The organism is Paraburkholderia bannensis NBRC 103871 (assembly GCF_000685015.1).
GTDB classification, from domain to species: Bacteria; Pseudomonadota; Gammaproteobacteria; order Burkholderiales; family Burkholderiaceae; genus Paraburkholderia; species Paraburkholderia bannensis.
Genome location: NZ_BAYA01000015.1, coordinates 213826 through 231963 on the forward strand (window position 1 = coordinate 213826; position 18138 = coordinate 231963).

Annotated in this window: 14 protein-coding genes; 3 read left to right on the forward strand and 11 right to left on the reverse strand. The window is 64.6% G+C overall.

Going from position 1 to position 18138, the window contains the following annotated elements; genetic code table 11:
• Positions 1–30: 30 nt before the first annotated feature.
• From BBA01S_RS23240 to BBA01S_RS23280, 9 genes are all read right to left on the reverse strand, one after another.
• A complete protein-coding gene (locus tag BBA01S_RS23240; RefSeq protein ID WP_027818555.1) occupies positions 31–1281 on the reverse strand; it encodes a glycosyltransferase family 4 protein in 1251 nt (416 codons plus the stop codon).
• The gene (locus tag BBA01S_RS42310) at positions 1278–2828 is read right to left on the reverse strand and encodes a glucose-6-phosphate isomerase (protein ID WP_407668330.1); all 1551 of its coding nucleotides are present in this window, start codon (positions 2826–2828) and stop codon (positions 1278–1280) included. Before BBA01S_RS42310 ends, BBA01S_RS23240 begins: the two co-directional genes overlap by 4 nt.
• 2 nt (positions 2829–2830) lie before the next feature.
• Complete coding sequence (locus BBA01S_RS42315; protein ID WP_042297734.1) at positions 2831–3982, reverse strand: glycosyltransferase; 1152 nt, start codon at positions 3980–3982, stop codon at positions 2831–2833.
• 76 nt (positions 3983–4058) lie between these two features.
• Positions 4059–4985 carry a glycosyltransferase family 2 protein gene (locus BBA01S_RS23255; RefSeq protein WP_027818556.1) on the reverse strand — a complete coding sequence of 309 codons (927 nt, stop codon included), beginning with the start codon at positions 4983–4985 and terminating at the stop codon, positions 4059–4061.
• Between the two features lie 17 nt (positions 4986–5002).
• Positions 5003–7231, reverse strand: coding sequence for a polysaccharide biosynthesis tyrosine autokinase (locus tag BBA01S_RS23260; RefSeq protein WP_042297735.1), 2229 nt, complete (start codon positions 7229–7231; stop codon positions 5003–5005).
• Between the two features lie 51 nt (positions 7232–7282).
• Positions 7283–8455: a polysaccharide biosynthesis/export family protein gene (locus BBA01S_RS23265; RefSeq protein ID WP_042297736.1), complete on the reverse strand. Its 1173-nt coding sequence runs from the start codon at positions 8453–8455 to the stop codon at positions 7283–7285.
• Positions 8452–8901, reverse strand: a complete 450-nt coding sequence (locus BBA01S_RS23270) for an arsenate reductase/protein-tyrosine-phosphatase family protein (protein WP_027818559.1) — start codon at positions 8899–8901, stop codon at positions 8452–8454. The genes BBA01S_RS23265 and BBA01S_RS23270 overlap by 4 nt, the downstream gene beginning before the upstream one ends.
• Positions 8902–8932: 31 nt before the next feature.
• Complete coding sequence (locus BBA01S_RS23275; protein WP_027818560.1) at positions 8933–10366, reverse strand: UDP-glucose dehydrogenase family protein; 1434 nt, start codon at positions 10364–10366, stop codon at positions 8933–8935.
• A gap of 120 nt (positions 10367–10486) precedes the next feature.
• Positions 10487–11866 (reverse strand): undecaprenyl-phosphate glucose phosphotransferase, encoded by a 1380-nt coding sequence (locus BBA01S_RS23280; protein ID WP_027818561.1) that lies wholly within the window; start codon positions 11864–11866, stop codon positions 10487–10489.
• 493 nt (positions 11867–12359) lie between these two features.
• On the opposite strand from BBA01S_RS23280, the gene BBA01S_RS23285 reads away from it, so the two are divergent.
• Positions 12360–13901 (forward strand): mannose-1-phosphate guanylyltransferase/mannose-6-phosphate isomerase, encoded by a 1542-nt coding sequence (locus BBA01S_RS23285; protein WP_027818562.1) that lies wholly within the window; start codon positions 12360–12362, stop codon positions 13899–13901.
• A 258-nt stretch (positions 13902–14159) separates the two neighbouring features.
• Here BBA01S_RS23285 and BBA01S_RS23290 read toward each other — a convergent pair whose 3' ends face one another.
• On the reverse strand, positions 14160–15386 hold the full coding sequence (locus BBA01S_RS23290; RefSeq protein WP_027818563.1) for a transposase: 1227 nt from the start codon (positions 15384–15386) through the stop codon (positions 14160–14162).
• Positions 15387–16174: 788 nt separating this feature from the next.
• Here BBA01S_RS23290 and BBA01S_RS23295 point away from each other — a divergent pair.
• Complete coding sequence (locus BBA01S_RS23295) at positions 16175–16654, forward strand: DUF2501 domain-containing protein (protein WP_027818564.1); 480 nt, start codon at positions 16175–16177, stop codon at positions 16652–16654.
• A gap of 97 nt (positions 16655–16751) precedes the next feature.
• Positions 16752–17288 (forward strand): hypothetical protein, encoded by a 537-nt coding sequence (locus tag BBA01S_RS23300; RefSeq protein ID WP_156966048.1) that lies wholly within the window; start codon positions 16752–16754, stop codon positions 17286–17288.
• 33 nt (positions 17289–17321) lie between these two features.
• Here BBA01S_RS23300 and BBA01S_RS23305 read toward each other — a convergent pair whose 3' ends face one another.
• Positions 17322–17939, reverse strand: a complete 618-nt coding sequence (locus BBA01S_RS23305) for a DUF4337 domain-containing protein (RefSeq protein WP_027818566.1) — start codon at positions 17937–17939, stop codon at positions 17322–17324.
• Positions 17940–18138 lie beyond the last annotated feature (199 nt).

The window sequence follows — 18138 nt, forward strand, 5'->3', positions numbered from 1 at the left end:
GTTATGCACCACTGCGGGCGATTTCAGTTTTCAGGTTGTCTCTGCACGCGGCAGAGTCTGGCCGCCCGAAAGCGGCGCGAGCGTGGGCGTTGCGTGCTGGACGTGTTGCGTGTGATCTGCGTGTGAATCGCTGCGCACCGTCGCGCCCGACTCTCCGGCCAGCTCCCGATAGAGCGCGATGTATTGCGCCGCCATACGGGCCCAACCGAAGCTGCATGCCAGCTCCGCAGCGGCCTTGCCCATCGCGACGCGGCGCGGCGTATCGCCGGCAAGCTGGCCGATTGCACCAGCGAGCGCCTTTGCGTCGTCGGGATCTTCGAGCACGATGCCGCAGTCGGGCGTGATGATTTCCGCCCCGCCTGCCGTGCGCGCCGTGACCACCGGCAGGCCTGCCGCCATCGCTTCCAGCAGCGAAAGGCTCATTGCTTCGTAGCGCGAAGGAAAAACGTAGCTGTCGACACTGCGCATCAGCACCGGCATTTCGCGCACGAGGCCGAGAAAATGCACGCGCGACGCAATGCCCAGTTCGCGCGCCATCTCCGGATACGGGCTGCCCGGCAGGTAACCGGCCACGGCCAGATGCACGTGCTCGGGCAATTGCTTGAGCGCGTGCAGCACGGTGCCGAGGTTCTTGCGCGGCGTGCGCAGGTCGCCCACGAACAGCAGCAGGAACTTGTCGGCGGGCAATTCGAATTTCGCGCGATCCGCGCTCGCACCCGAGAAGCCGCGCGTATCCACGCCGTTATAGATCACGTCGACGCGTTCGACCGGGTTGCCGCCCGAGGCGATGATCTCGTCCGCCACCTTGCGCGACACCGCCGCAATCACACGCGAGCGCCGATACGCCCAGCGCTCCAGCACCGCGTTCGCTCGCGTATAGATGAACTGGTACGCCGACCACACGCCGCGCGTGAGACCGAACGGGTAATACTTGCTGCGCGCCCAGCCGCCATGCACGAAGTGGGCGCTGTTCACATCGGCGTGCGCCCACGTGATGAAGCCGTTGACGTGCAGCACGTCGTATTCGCTGCGATGACGCTTAAGCCAGATTGCGCTCTTGAGCGCGAACACTTGCTGGCGCAACAGGTTGGTCGGCCAGAGTTTCGATGGTTGCACGCGCACCCATTTCACTCTGGGATGCGCGAGCAGTTCGGGCGCGACATGCGAAGCCACCAGCGTGACCTCGAAACCTTCGTCGAGCGCCGCGCGCGCGATTTCATGGTTGACGCGCCCCTGGCCGTCGTTATGGCGCACCACATGCGTGACGATTGCGACTCTCAATCGGAGACCTCCGTAGACGGGGAAATGCCTGGCGTAGTGCCCTGGACAGTGCCGCTGGCCTGGCGCCGCGACATCCTGCGCCAATGCCCCGCGCTGAGAATGGAAAAAGCACTGGAAAACAGCAGCAGACCGCCCGTGCCCACCAGCGAATTGGTGAACACCAGCATCGCGAAGATCGAGACCATCAGGCTCAGGCACGCGCACACATAGCGGTCGTCGGGCATGCGCAGCGCCACGCGCGCCGCACGCGCGAGCAGCCACAACACGCCGGACATGTACATCAGCGTGCCAGGCCAGCCGAGCACGAACGGAATGTTCATCACGCCGCTGTCGAAGCTGCCGTACTGGCCAAGCTGGCCGTTGCTGCTGGAAAGCTTCGTCGATGCGCCGGTCGCGCCCAGGCCCTCGCCCGTCACGTCGGTGAAGGCGGTCTTGGCGAAATCGGCGTAGAACTGGTTACGCGCCGCGTAGCTCTGGTCGTCGCTGAGGTTCACGAGCGTGTTCAGGCGCTGCTGCATACGGTCGGCGACCGGGCCGAAGGTGAGCAAGGGCACGCACACGCCCGCGAGCACGAACGCGCTCACGATGATGCGCACGCGCACCTTGTTGCTCGACTTCATCAGCTGGATCACCATGGCGATCGCCCAACCGCCCCACGTCGAGCGCACCAGCGACAGTGCGAACGAAAAGAAGCCGAACGCCGCCGCGATCCAGCGCACGCGATGCTGCGCGGCCATCACCAGCACCATCGCGCCCATCATCGCGAACGCAAACGGGCCCGACGAGTTCATCGTGCTGAACACCCGCACGCCGAGCGGCACCGGATCGCCCTGCGAATTCATGTCCGAGCCGATCATCCACATCGCGTCCCACGGCGGCATGATGAAGAACTGCACGAGGCCGTAGGCCCCCATCACGAGCATGCCGTAGATGAAGGTATTGACGATGGTGTCGCGGGCTTCTTCGTACTGGCGCGTGAGCACCATGATGTGAAAACCAATCAGCAGCGGATAGACCCAGTTGGCAAGGTCGAACACGGCGGCGGCGGGGCCGTTGCCCACGACGCCCACCACGAAGCCATAGCTGATGCCCAGCAGCGCGAGCAGCAGCGGCAAGCCGCGTCGCTGTGCGAGCACCGGGTAATAGCGCAGCAGCGAAAGGCCGCTGATCATCGTCACCGCCAGCGGCGCGACCTGGATCAGGCTGGTCGGCGTGAAGCCGCCCTTGCCGTAATCGGCGAGACGGCGCACTTCGGGGCTCAGAAACCACAGCCACCACATGAAGCCGATATAGCGCACCGGATTCACGAAATAGAGCCACAGCCCCACGCCGATGGCCAGCACCGGAAACGCGAGCGTCAGCACCGAGCCCTGATGCGCGAGGATCAGCAGCGCGGTCAGCGTCCACAGCGCGATGACCGGCAGCGTGTCGCGGCCCATCGCGCGGCGCAGGCCCGATTTCGGCGTGTTCTGCGCGGCTTGAGATGCAGCGGGCGCTTGTGGAGCGGGTGGCGGCATAGCGCCGGGGAAAGTGGACGGCACACGCATGATCACATCCCGCGCGGCAACTGGCCGGTAGCACCTGCGCCCACTGCGGCGCGCGTGGCGGTTTGCGTGCGCGGATCGCGTTCGAGCAGCATCTCGCGCGTGAGTTGCGCATGCTGGCGTGCGTAATTCTCGGTCGTGAGGTCGCGCGTGCCCAGTTGCTCGCAGGCCTCGCGCGCCTGCGCCAGTGCGCGCGCAGGATCGTCCACGAGCGCGTTGACGGCGTCGCGCAACTGCCCGGCGTTGAACGGCTCGATATAGAACGCGGCTTTATCGTCGAAGTAATCGTCGAGCGCGCCCACCTTCGTGACGATCATCGGCTTGCCGAGCGCGGCCGCTTCCAGCATGACGGTAATGCCCGAGGCATGCGTGTTGGGGCGCAGCGGCACGACGATGATATCGGCCCAGTCATAGAGCGCATGTTGCTGCTGGATGCCCGAAACACGCACGATCTCCACGTTCGCGGCGCGCGCGGACGCCGGCATGCGCCGACGCGTTGCGATACGCACTTCGTAACGCGCATCGTCGCGCAAGGCGGCCACGAGCGTGCCCCAGTCGCGGTCGCGATCGTTGCCGATCGCGGCCACGCGCACGGGCGTGTGCGGCTTCCAGTGCGACGGCGGGCACAGCGGGAAATCGAGCGTATTCAAGCCGTAGAGCAGCGGCGTCGCCTCACGGCCGAAAAACTCCTTGCACAGCGCTGCATTTTCACTGGCGAGCGTGGTGAGACGGTCGGCGCGCGCCAGCAGGCGCTTGTAGAACGCGCGGCGCAGGTTGCCGTAGCCCGGCCAGCGGTCGAGCAGCCACACGCTCTGCGCAAGCAGCAGCGGACGCGCACCGCCCTTCTTCGCCTGCATCAGCAGCACGAGCGACACGGCCAGGTGCTCCTGCTCCGTGTGCGTCCAGATCACGTCCGAATCGATCATCGCCTGGCGATTGCGCCATGCGTGAATGAAATCGAAACCGAGCGCCGCTTTCAGCGCGCGGCGCACGAAACGCACCGGCTTGCTTTCACGCGCGTCGCGCGCGTAATTGAGGGCAAACTCCGGGGACTGCGCGTGATGATAGCCATACAGCGAGCCGAGATTCTCGCCCTTGCGATAGTGGCGCGGATCGGCGCCGTAAAACAGGTGCACGTGGACGTTCGTACTGCTCATTCGGGGTCCTCCGTAATGTCATGTGCGGGCGTGGCGATATTTGATCGGCACGCGAGCGGATACTTCAGGCGCGGCTTTAAGCGATCGCGCGCCGTGCTTCGCGAGCGCCGCCGCGTACCGCGCGCCAGCGCGCGAACGCCGCGCCTGCCGAGCCCGAACGCACCGCGCTCAAGCCCGTCAGCAGGAGGCCCGGATAGACACGCGTGCCGACCAGCGCCCACCACCACCACGCGGTTTCGCGGTGCAGCGGCGCAAGATGGCCGCGCAGGATCAGGTGGAAATTGAACGCGCCGTTGCGGATCGAGGCGAGCGTCTGCGCGTTGCGCGGATCTTCGCCGGGACGCGGCGCGGGATAGTGGTCGACGGCCACGAGCGGGTCATAGACGAGCTTCCAGCCGGCCCGCTTCACGCCCATGCTGAAGGCCATATCGTTGTGCGTCTGCGCACCGGTGCCGCGCAAACGGCGGTCAAACCGCAGGTCGCCGATGGCCGCGCGCCGGTAGCTCATGTTCGCGCCCTTGAGCAAGTCGACTTCGCGCGCCTCGCCCACGCCCAGATGATGGTTGCCGACGATGCGCCCGCTGCGCTGCACGCGCCCCACCAGCGCACGCTCGCCATCGAGCACGCGGCCTTCCTCATGCACCCAGTCGCGCCCGCCAAGCGCGCCCAGCTTGGCATCGGACTCGAAATGGGCGGCGATACGCGCCACCCAGTCGGCGCGCGGCGCGGCGTCGTCGTCGGTAATGGCGACGACGTCGCCCGTCGCGGCTTCAAGGCCGCGATTGAGCGCGGCCACCTGGCCCGGCTCCTCTACGATCGCCACGTCCACGTTCAACACGCGCGGCGTTACGTGTTCGGCGAGGCAGGCGTGCGTGACGGCGTCGTCGGCGCGCGCCACCACCACGATCTGGTCGGGCGCGCGTTGCTGGCAAAGCAACGCCGACAGGCAGCGCGCGAGATCTTCAGGACGCCGATACGTCGGCACGAGCACGGTCACTTTCATCGCGTGTTCTCCCTTCATCAGGCGCTCAGGTATTCCTGCACGGCGTCGTAGCCGTAGCCGTAGCTGCCGCGCGCACGCGCCGGCACCCCATTGAAGACGCCGCCGGTCACGCGCACGCCCGCGTTGCGCAGACGCTTGAGCGTATCGGCGATCTCGCCTTCGGTATGCATGCCCGAGCGCAGCACGACAAAGGTCGAGCCCGCATGGCCGCAGATGATCGCGGCATCGGTCACGGCCAGCACCGGCGGCGTGTCGACCAGCAGGATGTCGTAGCGCTTGGCCAGGCCTTCGAGGTACTGGTTCAGGCGCGGCGACATCAGCAGCTCGGACGGATTAGGCGGACGGCGGCCGCACGAGATGAAGTGCAGGTTGTCCACTTCGGTCGCACGAATGGCCTCGTCCAGCGCAATCTGCCCCGAGAGCAGCTCGGAAAAGCCGTTTTCCTGCGGGCCGCCCAGGTAACGTTCGAGCGCGCCACGGCGCATGTCGCCGTCGATCATCAGCACGCGCTTGCCCGAATGCGCCAGCAGCACGGCCAGGTTTGCCGTGAGAAAGCTCTTGCCGACGCCCGGCACCGAGCCCGTCAGCGCGACCACATGATTGCGCGCATCCATCACGCTGAACTGCAGCGAGGTACGCAGCGAACGCAGGCTCTCGACCGTGAGGTCTTTGGGCGCCGCACTCGCGAGCACTTCACGCAGGCGCGTGCCGCCGCGCACCGGTGCGCGCTTTTCCAGCACCGCCTGTTCCGGCGAGAGCGGCACGAGGCCATACACCGGCAGCTGGAAATTGCGCTCGATGACGTCCGGATCGACGATGCCCTTGAACATGTTCCGGCGCATCAGCACGAAGCCGGTGCCCAGGATCAGGCCGAGCATCGCAGCCGCCGAGACGATCAGCAGCTTCTTGGGCTTCGACGGCTTGCCCGGGCGCATCGCCGGATCGACGATATGCACGTTGCCGCCCGTGCCCACGCGCTGCACCGACAGTTCCTGGATACGGTTGAGCAGCAGCACGTAGATGTCTTCGGCCACCTTGGCGTCGCGTTGCAGTTGCACCGCCTTCACTTCGGTCGCGGGCAGGTCGCGGAACTTGGTGTCGTACTTGGCGCGCTCGCCCTGCAGCTGCGCAAGCTGCTGGCGTGCAGCGATGAGCACCGGATGCTGGTCGCCAAAACGCTGCTGCAGCGAAGCGATCTGCAATTGCAGCGCCGAAATCTGCTGCTCGTACTGCACGCTGCCGTCCAGGTAGATCTTCGCTTCGTCGCTGGCGTTGATCGAACCCGACTTGCTTTGATACGCGGTCAGCGCGGCTTCGGCGTTTTCGAGGTCGGACTTCAGGCGCGGCTGTTCGCTGCGCAGGAAGTCGAGCATCTTGCTCGCATCGGCCTGCTTGGTGGCGACGTGTTCGCGCAGGTACGACTGGGCCACCGCATTGGCGACCTGGGCCGCGTGGTCGGGGTCGTTGTCTTCGAGCGAAATGTCGATCACGCCCGTCTGCTTGCCCTGCTCCTGCACCTTCACCGCGTTCTGGAAGCCCGTGACGGCGTCCAGGTCGTTCATGCGCACGACGGTAAAGCGCGTGCCGGGGCGTGCCTTCAGCTCGCTCACGAGCATCGTCACGCCGCCGCCCTGCACCTGCTGGCCGACCGTGCCTTCGACGAGACGCCCGCCATCGGGGCCCGAAATCACGAAGCGATTGTCGTCGAGCGCGGTCAGCGTGAGCTTCTTGCCTTCGAGCTCGGGCGACACCTCGATCGAATCGACGCTGGCGACTTCGCCGCCCCACGCATAGCTGCTCAGGCCGAACCACGGATGCGAGGGCGTGCCCGGCGTCGCCAGGCGCGCGGCCAGGCTGCCGACCACCGGCAGCGTGACCGGCGAGACCGTGAAGTTCAGCTTGAACTGCTTGACGACCGGTTCGAGCACGCTGCGGCTCTGGATCATCTGGATTTCCGCATCGGTCGGCAGGGAGCCCTGCTGGCCGCTCGTGATGTTGGCGCCCGACTGCGTCTGCGTCAGCGCCTGCGAGGTGTAGTCGGCCTGCTCCACGCGCACCTGCGTGTCGGCCGTGTAGACCGGCTTGGCGACGAAGCAATAGAACACGGCGCAGCCGATCACCACTGCCGCGATCGCGATGAGCCAGCCGATGTCGTCGATGATGACGCGCAGCAACTGGCCGAGGACGACGTCCTCTTCCTCTGTGCGGGCCGCCGGGGCCGCCTGACTGTTGGCTTGAATGCTCACGTTTCGATCCCGTATTAAATCGTGTTGCGTGGGAGGGAAGACCTCACGCCCTTAGCGCGTGATCTGCTTCAGGTAGAAGACCGTCTGGACTGTCGGCAGGATCTGCTGCAACAGGCGGTTGAAGGTCGTCGAGGCCGCCGTACCGACATACACGACATCCATCGGCTTGAGCTGGAACTGCGAGGACAGCATGATCGCGTCCGGCTTGGTCATGTCGAGGCGATAGATCTCGGGCTCGCTCGGGTTGTCCTTCATGCCGCGCATCACGAAGATCTGGCGCGGGTTCGCGTCGGTGTCGAGCACGCCGCCAGCGGACGTGAGCGCATCGGCGATCGTCAGCTTGCCGCGGATCATGCCGGTCTGGATCGGCGTCTTCACTTCGCCCATCACAAATACTCTGCTATCCGAGCGATCCGGCACGTTGATGATGTCGCCGTCCTGGAGCATCACGTTCTGCGTTGCGTCGCCCGAATCGAGCATGCGGTTCGCGTCCAGCACATAGAGCTTGCCGTTGCGCGTGAGGCGCACGCGGTTGATGTCGGCGTTGTCGGTGCTGCCGCCCGAGCGCGTGATCGCATCGACAAGCGACAGCGGCACGTCGCTCATGGAGAGCGGGCCCGGCGTCTTCACGTCGCCGGTCACCTGGATTTTCTGGCTGCGGTAGGCGAGCACGCGCACGTCCACCTGCGGATTCTTGATGTACGGCCCAAGCCCCGACGCGAGCTGGTCGCGCAACTGGCCCGGCGTCTTGCCCGCGGCCATCACGCGGCCCACGAACGGGAAATAGATGGTGCCGTCCTTCGCCACGGTCTGGCCGTACGGATCGGACTGGCCCGACAGCGCGTTGGTGTACGGCTGCGTGAGCGCCTGCCCCACTGTCTGCGTGGTGTTGCCGCCCTGCGAGAACGTCGAGCCCTGCGGCGTCGACAGTTCCGGATGGTCGTACACCGTCACGCCCAGGATGTCCTGGGGCGCGAGATGGTAGACGTAGTCAGCCGGCGTCGCGTACTTCGACGGCGGCAGGTCGGTGCGAACGGCGGCCGCGGCCTGCGCCTGCTGCATGACGAGCTGCGAATCGATCACATGCACGTCGTACTGCTTTTGCGGCTGATTGCTCGGCTGCTCCTTGAGGCTGGATGTGTCGAGGTAGTTGCCGGGCGCGGTCGCGCATGCGGAAACAAACACACTCAGCGCCAGCGCGCTCATCAAATTGAGTTTACTCATTGGCATATTCGGCTCAGCCATCCCTTAACCAGACGATCCATCAACTCAAGACTGTCGCGATACGTGGCCTCGTCGAGGCCGTGCGGATCGGAAACGTCCGAGTTCTCCCAATTGCCGAGCGCGTACACCTTGCCGCGCGCGGTCGGTTCGATTCGCTCGACCTCGGAGACCTGATGGCGCTCCGTGACCAGCACGAGGTCGGCCTGACGCACCAGGCGGCTCGTGAGGCGGCGCGAGCGGTGCTCGTCCACCTGCACGCCGCGCTCCACGAGCAGGCGCTGCATCACCGGGTCCATGTCCACGCCTTCCTGCGCGCGCAGACCCGCCGAATGAAACGCGCCTGCATGCCCGGCCGCGCGCTCGCGAAGACGCGCGCGAAAGAGCTGTTCCGCCGCTGGGGAGCGGCAGACATTCGCGTGGCAGACGATCAATACGTCGTTGAACATGGACTCATGACTCCTCGTTTCTGCACTGCAATTACGCCGTCACCTGCGCTTGCGGCGCCTGTGCCGAAGTTGCGGCTTCGGCGCGTGCGCGGCTCGCCTGCGTGGCGCTCGCGCGGCCCACGGCGTGATACTCGATGCCGAGTTCCTGGAGCGACAGCGGCTCGTACAGGTTGCGGCCGTCGAACACGATCGGCGTTTTCAGTTGCGCCTTCAACGTTTCGAAATCCGGCGCCTTGAACACCTTCCATTCGGTGGCGACCACCAGCGCATCGGCGCCATTTGCGGCTTCCATCGCGTCGCCCGCATAGACGAGGCGCTCAAGCTGCTCGGGCGTCTTTTCCAAGTCGATTTCCAGCACGCGCTGCGCTTCCTTCACCGCGACCGGGTCGTAAGCCTGCACACGTGCGCCGCGTGCGAGCAGTTCGGCGATCAGCGTGCGGCTCGGCGCTTCGCGCATGTCGTCGGTGTTCGGCTTGAACGCGAGACCCCAAAGACCGAACGTGCGGCCCGTGAGATCCGAGCCGAAGCGCGTGACGATCTTCTGCGCCAACACCTGCTTCTGCGTTTCGTTCACGGCTTCCACCGCGCGCAGGATCTGCAGCGGCTCGCCGAAGTCTTCGGCCGTGCGCATCAGCGCCTTCACGTCCTTCGGGAAACACGAGCCGCCATAACCGCAGCCCGCGTACAGGAAGTCGTAGCCAATGCGCGGGTCGGAGCCGATGCCGCGGCGCACCGCTTCGATGTCGGCGCCCACGCGATCGGCCAGGTTCGCCAGCTCGTTCATGAACGAAATGCGCGTGGCCAGCATGGCGTTGGCCGCGTACTTGGTGAATTCCGCCGAATGCACATCCATGTAGAGCGTGCGTTCGTGATTGCGGTTGAACGGCGCGTACAGGCGCTTCATCAGTTCGCGCGCGCGTTCGCCCGGCACGTCTTCGTCGCAGCCCAGCACGATGCGGTCGGGACGCGCGAAGTCGTCCACTGCCGCGCCTTCCTTGAGGAATTCCGGGTTCGACACAACCGAGAACATGTGGCTCTCGCCGCGCTTGCGCAGCTCCGATGCAATCGCGTCGCGCACCAGCGCTGCCGTGCCGACCGGCACCGTCGACTTGTCGACGATGACCTTGAAGCCGTTCATCAGGCGGCCGATGTTGCGCGCCGCCGTCAGCACGTATTGCAGGTCGGCGGAACCGTCCTCGTCGGGCGGCGTGCCCACGGCGATGAACTGCACGTCGCCGTGCGCCACCGCCGCTTCGACATCGGTCGAGAACGTCAGGCGGCGCGCGCGCACGTTGCGTTCGATGATTTCCTTCAGGCCCGGCTCGTGGATCGGCACGACGCCCTGGTTGAGCAGGTCGATCTTGCGCTGGTCTACGTCGAGACAGAACACGTCGTTGCCGATGTCGGCCAGACACGCACCCGTCACGAGACCCACATAACCGCTGCCAATGATCGTCAGATTCATGCCCACCTCAAATGTGATTGCCTGTTGGTGTCCACCAGGGCCGCGGCCAACTGCGCACGCAGCGCGCCTGGTATGCTCAATGAGAATTCAATGCGCTTTCAACGCTTTATTCAGGATGACTTAGTAGGCGTTCTGCCCGGCGAAGCCCTTCCACATCGTCATCGCGACGATGCGCAGATCGAGTGCGAAACTCCAGTGCTGCATGTAATGCAGGTCAAAACGTACACGGTCGCGCATCTTCTCGACGCGGTCGGTTTCGCCACGGAAGCCGTTGACCTGCGCCCAGCCGGTGATGCCCGGCTTGATGCGATAGCGAGCCATGTAGCCGCGCACGAGGTCCTTGTAGATGTCGTCGTGCGCCAGCGCATGCGGACGCGGCCCCACCACCGACATCTCGCCCTTCAGGACGTTGATGAACTGCGGCAGCTCGTCCAGGCTCGTGCGGCGCAGGAAGGCCCCCACGCGCGTCACGCGCGGATCGTTGCGGCGCGCCTGCGTGACCTGGCCCGCGACTTCCGCATGCACCTTCATCGAGCGGAACTTGTAGATCTCGAACTCGTTGCCATCCAGCCCCTTGCGGCGCTGCTTGAAGAACACCGGGCCTCGCGACGTCATCTTCACGGCCAGCCCGACCAGCGCGAACAGCGGCGCGAGCGCGACCAGCACTGCGCCGGCGAACAGGATGTCGAACACCCGCTTGGGCAGCACGCTCAGGTCGGTGACCGGCGACGCCGCAAGATTGATCGCGGGCACGCCCAGCAGGTCGACCACGGGCTGGCTGAAGAACGACAGGCTGCGCACATCGGGGATGAAGCGGATGTTCACGAAATCGTTGCGCATGGCCATGACGATGCGGTGAATCGTGCGCTCCTTGGTGATCGGCAGCGCGAGCCACAGTTCGCGCACGTCGTGCTCGCGCACGAATTCGAGCATCGCCTGCAGGTTGCGCTCGACCGGCACGCCATCCAGGCGCGCGTCGCCGTCGGCGTCGCTGTCCTCGTCGTACACCAGCGCCGGATGAAAGCCCGCTTCCGGACGACTCTTCATCTGCTCGACCAGGAAGCGGGCGTAGCGCGGGCCGCCCACCACAGCCACTGCCTTCTGGTTGTAGCCCTCGCGGCGCAGGCTGCGCAGCACGTGATGCACGATCGCCTTGGACACGATCAGGAAGGCGACCGAGGCCACCACCCAGTACGCGAGCCAGACACGCGAGAGCGAATCGGCACGGTGAACGCTGAAGCTCAGCAGGATGCCCGTGCACTCCACCGCGATCCACGCAGCGCATACGCGCGCCGCCAGCACGTAAAGCGACTTGCCGCGCCACGACTGGTAAATGCCGAAGGCGGGGAACATCCAGATCGCCAGCACGCAGTTGAAAGCGAGCGCGACGCTCTCCGGATCGGTGAGCGTCGCGAACCGTCCGTGGTGCAGGGCAGCCGCAAGCAGCGCGCCGGCAGCAATGGCGGCAACGTCGATAATTCTGGCTAGAACGCTGAGCATGTCCGGCACCTCGGTTAAAAAAAATGAATTGCAGCCACGTGTTTTGCATCATGGCCGCTGCGACGGGAATCAACTTGAATCGGGGAATGGCACCGGAATCGATCCGGCGCTGCAAACGCGCATCCGAATAAACCCTAATAAAGCGCTATAAAAATTGCGAGCGCAAGGTCAAAAAGTATCTCCAAATGTTTCGTTGCTAACGACCTCATTTTTGTCTGATTTTTTCGGCAACGATTGCCGGGAAGTCCGCCTGACAAGCCTTCCAGCGCATCGATCAGGCGGCAAAATTTGCCGGATTGTGTCCGATACACTTTGATTTATTTCGCAACATCCTCGCCATGGCCCACATTATTTTTATTCGAATCCATTCATGACGAATCGGTATTTTTTAATTTAATCCGAATATTTTTCGTTTTCTTCTTTACGACTCGATTTATTGCGATTTTAAGCGTGCTACAAATCGCTTAACCGAAACCCCTTTCAGGAGAGCGAGATGACGGATACGGGTTCCGCAACGGCCTCGGCACGCGCGGCTCAACAGGCAGCTCAACAGGCAGACACGCGCGGCGACGCGCGCAACGCACTACAGGTCTGCCCCGTGGTGCTGGCCGGCGGTGCGGGTTCGCGGCTGTGGCCACTGTCGCGCGAGCAATACCCGAAGCAGATGATCAATCTGGTGGGCGAGCGCTCGCTGCTCGCGGATACAGCGGGACGGCTCGACGCCCTCGCCGATCGCGTGACGCTAGCCGACAAGCTGATGATCGTCTGCAACGAGGAACACCGCTTCACGACCGCCGACCAGGTTCGCGCGGCCGGCAAGGAAGCGCGCCTGATTCTCGAACCGCTCGCGCGCGACACGGCGCCGGCGCTGACGATCGCGGCCCTGTCGGTCACGGCGGCACAACAGGACGGCATCATGGTCGTCATGCCAGCCGATCATGCGCTCGCCGATCTCGACGCGTTCCAGGCCGCCGTGGCGGACGGCGTGCGTCATGCGGCCAACGGCCAGATCGTGACCATGGGCATCGTGCCCACGCGCCCGGAAACGGGCTATGGCTACATTCACGTGGGCGAGCCGCTCGCTGCGCAGGAGCCCGATGGCGCGCGACGCCTCAACGGCTTCGTCGAAAAGCCTTATATCGAACTGGCGCAGCAGTATGTCGCTTCGCAGCGCTACTGGTGGAACAGCGGCATCTTCATCGTGCGCGCGTCCACGTGGCTCAAGGCGATTCGCCACTTCCAGCCCGCGATTTATGAGGCCTGCGCGGCGGCCGTCGAACACGGCAAGACCGACGGCGACTTCTTCCGCGTCGATCCCGAATGCTTTGCGCGCTCGCCGTCGAACTCGATCGACTACGCGGTGATGGAGTCGCTGTCGGGTGATACGTCGGTGGCCAGCGGCGTGGTGGTGCCGCTCACGGCGGGCTGGACGGATCTCGGGTCATGGGACACGGTCTGGCAGGTCGCTGCGAAGGACGACGACGGTAACGTGGCGCAAGGCGAGGTCATGTTCGAGGGCGCGAGCGATACCTTCGCACATTCGGACGGCCGCTTGATCGCGTGCCTGGGCACCGAAAACCTCGTGGTGGTCGAAACCGCCGACGCCGTGCTCGTGGCCGACCGCTCGCGCGCGCAGGACGTGAAGAAGATCGTCCAGCGCCTGAAGTCGCAGAAGCGCAGCGAAGCCGTCGCGCACCGCCTCGTGCATCGCCCGTGGGGTCACTACGACAGCGTCGATAGCGGCGAGCGCTTCCAGGTCAAGCGTATCGTGGTCGAACCCGGCGCGCGTCTCTCGCTGCAGATGCACCATCATCGCGCCGAGCACTGGGTCGTCGTGCGCGGCACGGCGCTGGTCACGCGCGGCGAAGAACGCTTCATCGTTTCGGAGAACGAATCGGCGTACATCCCGCTAGGGGTGGCGCACCGGCTTGAGAATCCGGGCAAGATGCCGCTTGAGATCATCGAGGTGCAGTCGGGCTCGTACCTCGGCGAAGACGACATCGTGCGTCTGGACGATCAGTACGGCCGTCAGTGATGGAAACGCCCGGGCCTGCGAGGGCCCGGGCGGGTTGCAAACAGCAAGACGGGGCGCCCATGCGAGCGCCCCGCTCCAGATGAAAATGGACGGAGACACCACGGTTCGCGCCGCAACGGAAATGAACTCGAATCCCATCGAATCGAGCCGGATCCGGTTGGCGGCGTACCTGGTAGAAATATGAAGCTGGAAAAGCGTTCGACGAACAGCGGGACAGCGAAGGTGACAGCAGCGGCCAGTGGTGCAGCGGGCCGCCGCTTAGCTCAGATGCGTTCTGTAGCGCGAAGCAAGAGGATGGCGCTCGGCGCCGGTGGCGGACGAGCCGTCACGGGCATGCGTGTCGCCAGGCGTGCGCAGCGTACTGCTGGTGTAGCGTTGCAGCGGCGCGTGACGCACGCCATTGGCGACCACGTGCGCAGTGGCGCTCGCCAGTGCCGGCGAAGCAACGGGCATTGCACGCGTGACCACGCCGCTGCCATGGCCATGCGCGCCGGCAAGCGAGACATCCGGGCCATGGTCATCGGCGTCCATGTCGGCGCCATCGACGCCACCACCGACACCGCCAGCCGCGCCATGCGGGCCTTCGCGATCGATCCACTGACGCGCCCAGTCGAACGCATAGTGACGCGCGGCATCGGCGTCGTCGAACGCCGGGCCGACCAGCCCCGAGCGCTCCACGCGCTTGCCATCCTTGAGGATTTCCGCCGCCGCGCGATACATGCCGCGATGCATGCGGCTGCGCGCTGCTTCCACGCTCAGGTGAACCACGTAGCCGCGCCATTCGGCGATCTGCTCGGGCTGCGGCGTGGCATCGGCCACGTCGAAATGCTCGTCGGGCGCGACCGTACGCGCCGGCTGCGGCGTCACTCTGACACGCGCGGCCCTGGCGCTGGAATCGGCCTGTGGCGGAACCATGGGCGACGCCTGCCCTGCCCTGGCGGCGGGCGTGCGATGCTGGGCCTGCGACAGCGCTTCATCCAGACGGGCGAGCTGGCGCGTCATGCTCTCGATCGGGTTGGCAACCGGACTGGCGACCAGCGACGCTGCATCGGCGAGCGATGCGGGCGCCTGCCAGGCCTCCGGGCTCTTCCAGTAGACGGCGGGCAGGCCGTCGTCTTCGGCGACTTCCTCGACCACGACGGCCACCGCAGGGGCGGCCTGCGGGCTCGACGAGGCCTGCGCCTGAGCGGGCTCAGGCACATAAACGAAGCTGCGGCCACGCTGCGTAAGCAACTGAACCAGTTCGAGAAGCGTGCCGCTGACGTGCCATTCTTCAAAACGGCGGCGGCAGGTCGGCCCGGACGGATAACGTGCGGGCAGGCGCGACCAGGACTCACCGGTCGTCAAGATCCACAGCACGGCGTTCGCCACGACGCGCGGCTCCGCGCGCGGGCGGCCGCGGCGATTGAGCCGTATAGGCGGTTCATCGGATACGAGCGAGGACACCACCATCCACTCGTCGTCGCTCAGTTCATCGAAATTCATGCTGTTCTCCACGCAGCCGGACCGGGGCTGCAGTGACGGAGCGTCGCTCGCGGATCTTGATGTCCGCGTGGGCGTGCTCGGTTGCACCATATGTTTATATGACTTGTTCGTTTGCGTCACCGACTGCACTTTGGCAGTGCGTGTGTTCACGGTATTGACGCAAAGAACGTGGTCTCACTCGTGCAAGGGAGAATTTGTGCAGGAAGCATACCACCTGAAACCAGCCGATGAGGAGGGCCGTAATAAGTGTTACGGTTAGAAACAAAATCACGCGTTGCGTGGCGTGAAATATGCCCGATCGCGCTTGCAAAAACGGTGCGCGAGCCCTCTGCGCCTGGCCAGAAAAACCCTTGTAGCAAGGGATTTTCTGTATCGTATGCATCCTGCAAGATTGCTGTGGCGCTGCTGTAGCGGCGTATCGGCATGTTAATGCGCGTTACTATGCGCATCGCGTGCCGGCCCCGTCACACGTACTACTCAAGTTGAATGCATTTACTTCGCTGTTGCGATTTCAATTGCATCGCTTTCAACTCGCAGCCACTTCACCCCGATCCGCCTTCCCCGAATCTCCGTTGTGCACGCAACAAATGACACCGCGATGAATTGCTTCCATGACTGCGGCTGTATTTGTTGTTTCATGCTACGCGTATTTACGCGCCCGCAAAGCTGATTGCATCACATGCAAATCACGCCTGATTAATACGCGTGTTTTGCATAGTCACCCAGAAAAGGCCGCAGGGCGAATCCGTCTATAGTACGAAGGCCATGGCCTTCAAGGAGAAACGTGTATGCAAACATCCCCATCGCGCTACGCCCGCGCATTGATCGCCGCGGCGGCTACTGCTGCCCTCTCCACCGCCCTGCTTGCGCCCTGGCATCCCGCGCAGGCCCAGCTCGGCAACCTGCTCAACCAGAGCGGCAGCAGCGGTTCGACTTCGGGTGCGCTCGGCAACCTGGGCGGCCTCGGCAGTTCGCTATCGGGCTCGTCGGTGACCTCGAACAGCATGGGCAACGTCACGGGCCTGCTCCAGTTCTGCATCAAGAACAATTACCTGAACGCGGACACCGCCGGCAACGTGAAAGACTCGTTGCTCAGCAAGCTGCCTGGCGGCGCCTCCACCACCGATAGCGGCTACGAGAAAGGCACGGGCGGCATTCTCACTGCGGGCAACGGCCAGCAGCTCGATCTCTCCGGCAGCGGGCTCAAGCAGGCCGCCACCAAACAGGTATGCGACAAGATCCTGAGCCAGGCCAAATCGATGCTCTAGCCGCTGCCGGCAACGCACTGGCAGGACGGGCGGCGCGGCGCAAAATTGCGCAATTTGTGTGCCGCCCTCTTGAACAGGAGCGGGGTTTCGGTGTCGAATGGATTCCAGTGGAACTCAAGCGCCAGGCGCTTTTGCCTACCTCACTGCCATCGTCACTGCCTTCACCGCCATGAAACAGCGTCGAGTCCCCGTTGTGCCCCGCGTTGCCGCCCTCGCCACCCTAGCGACACTGATTGCTTTTTGCCCGCCGCTCGGGGCGCAACCCGAGCAGACGCCGGACAAGCGTTTCGACTGCACGTCGAATCCGCATGCATTCATATCGGCAATGATTGAAGAAAAGTCGATCGACCCGAAGCCAAGCCGTGTCGAAGCGAACTCAGTCAATGCATTCCGCCCGGCGCAGGGCAGTCGCATGAGCGCGTTCGGCTTTCCGATTTATGTCGTGCTCGGCTATGCACGCGACGATGACCTGTTTCGCCGCGGCGCGGGCAAGGAGATCAAGGCGCCGCTTTATGGCGTTGTAGTGTCCGCGCCCGCGGAATCGGTGCGCTCGCGCGTGAGCGAAGCAAACAGCGACGCAACGGTTAAATCCGTGGTGCCGCTGCTGCTGACCGCCATCGTGTGCGGCGGGTGACTTTTTGCAGCCTGCGTGGGCTTGCCGCCGCGCCTAGCCCGCGAAGAACGCGAGCGCGCCCATCACCACACCCGCTGCGCCAACGCCCACCGACGTGCGCAGCAGCCACTTGCGGCGCGTGAGCAAGGTAATCGCCGTGAGGGCAATCGAAATCTGGATCAGCGTGGTCGCCTGCGCCCAGCGATGGTGGCCGTGCAGCAGATGCTCCGCGTGCTCGTCGTCGGCCTGCACCTGCTTCTCCAGCGCCTCGGCGTTGGCGCGGATCGGCTCCTTCTGCTGGCGATAGCGGTCTGCATCGGCGGCGAAATGCCGCTGCGCCTCAGTCGCATTCGGCGCGAGCGCGGCAAGCGACGCGCCCAGTTCGGCGAGGTTCTGCTTCTCGCCCTTGGCCTGGTAATAGGCCCACTGGTTCGCCGCTTCGGTCTTGTGGATCGCCGCCTCGTTCTTGTAATAGAGCGCGAGGTTTTCGCTGTTGCCGCTCTGGTACGAGAGGATCGCGCCAATCGATGCCAGGATCGCCGTCATCACGGCCATGCGGCCCGGAAAGGGGTCGCGCTCGCCTTCGGCATCGTGCCCGCCATGACCGTGGCCAGCCGCCGCGTGTTCGACCGCGTGATCGTGCGGCCCGTGCACTTCATACTCTTCAGACATCCAACGACTCCGGGTAACGAATAGGAACAGCGCGCAGCGAGCGCCGCGTGACGTGCAGCGCACCATCCAGGACGCACCATTATCGTGGGCGCTGGCCAGTTGTCCAGTCCCCGTCAATGCCCTCACACGAAGAAAGAGAATCGCATCAAATCGAAACCTGATTGAAAGTTTTATCGTCTATTCATAGAAGAATGCGTTT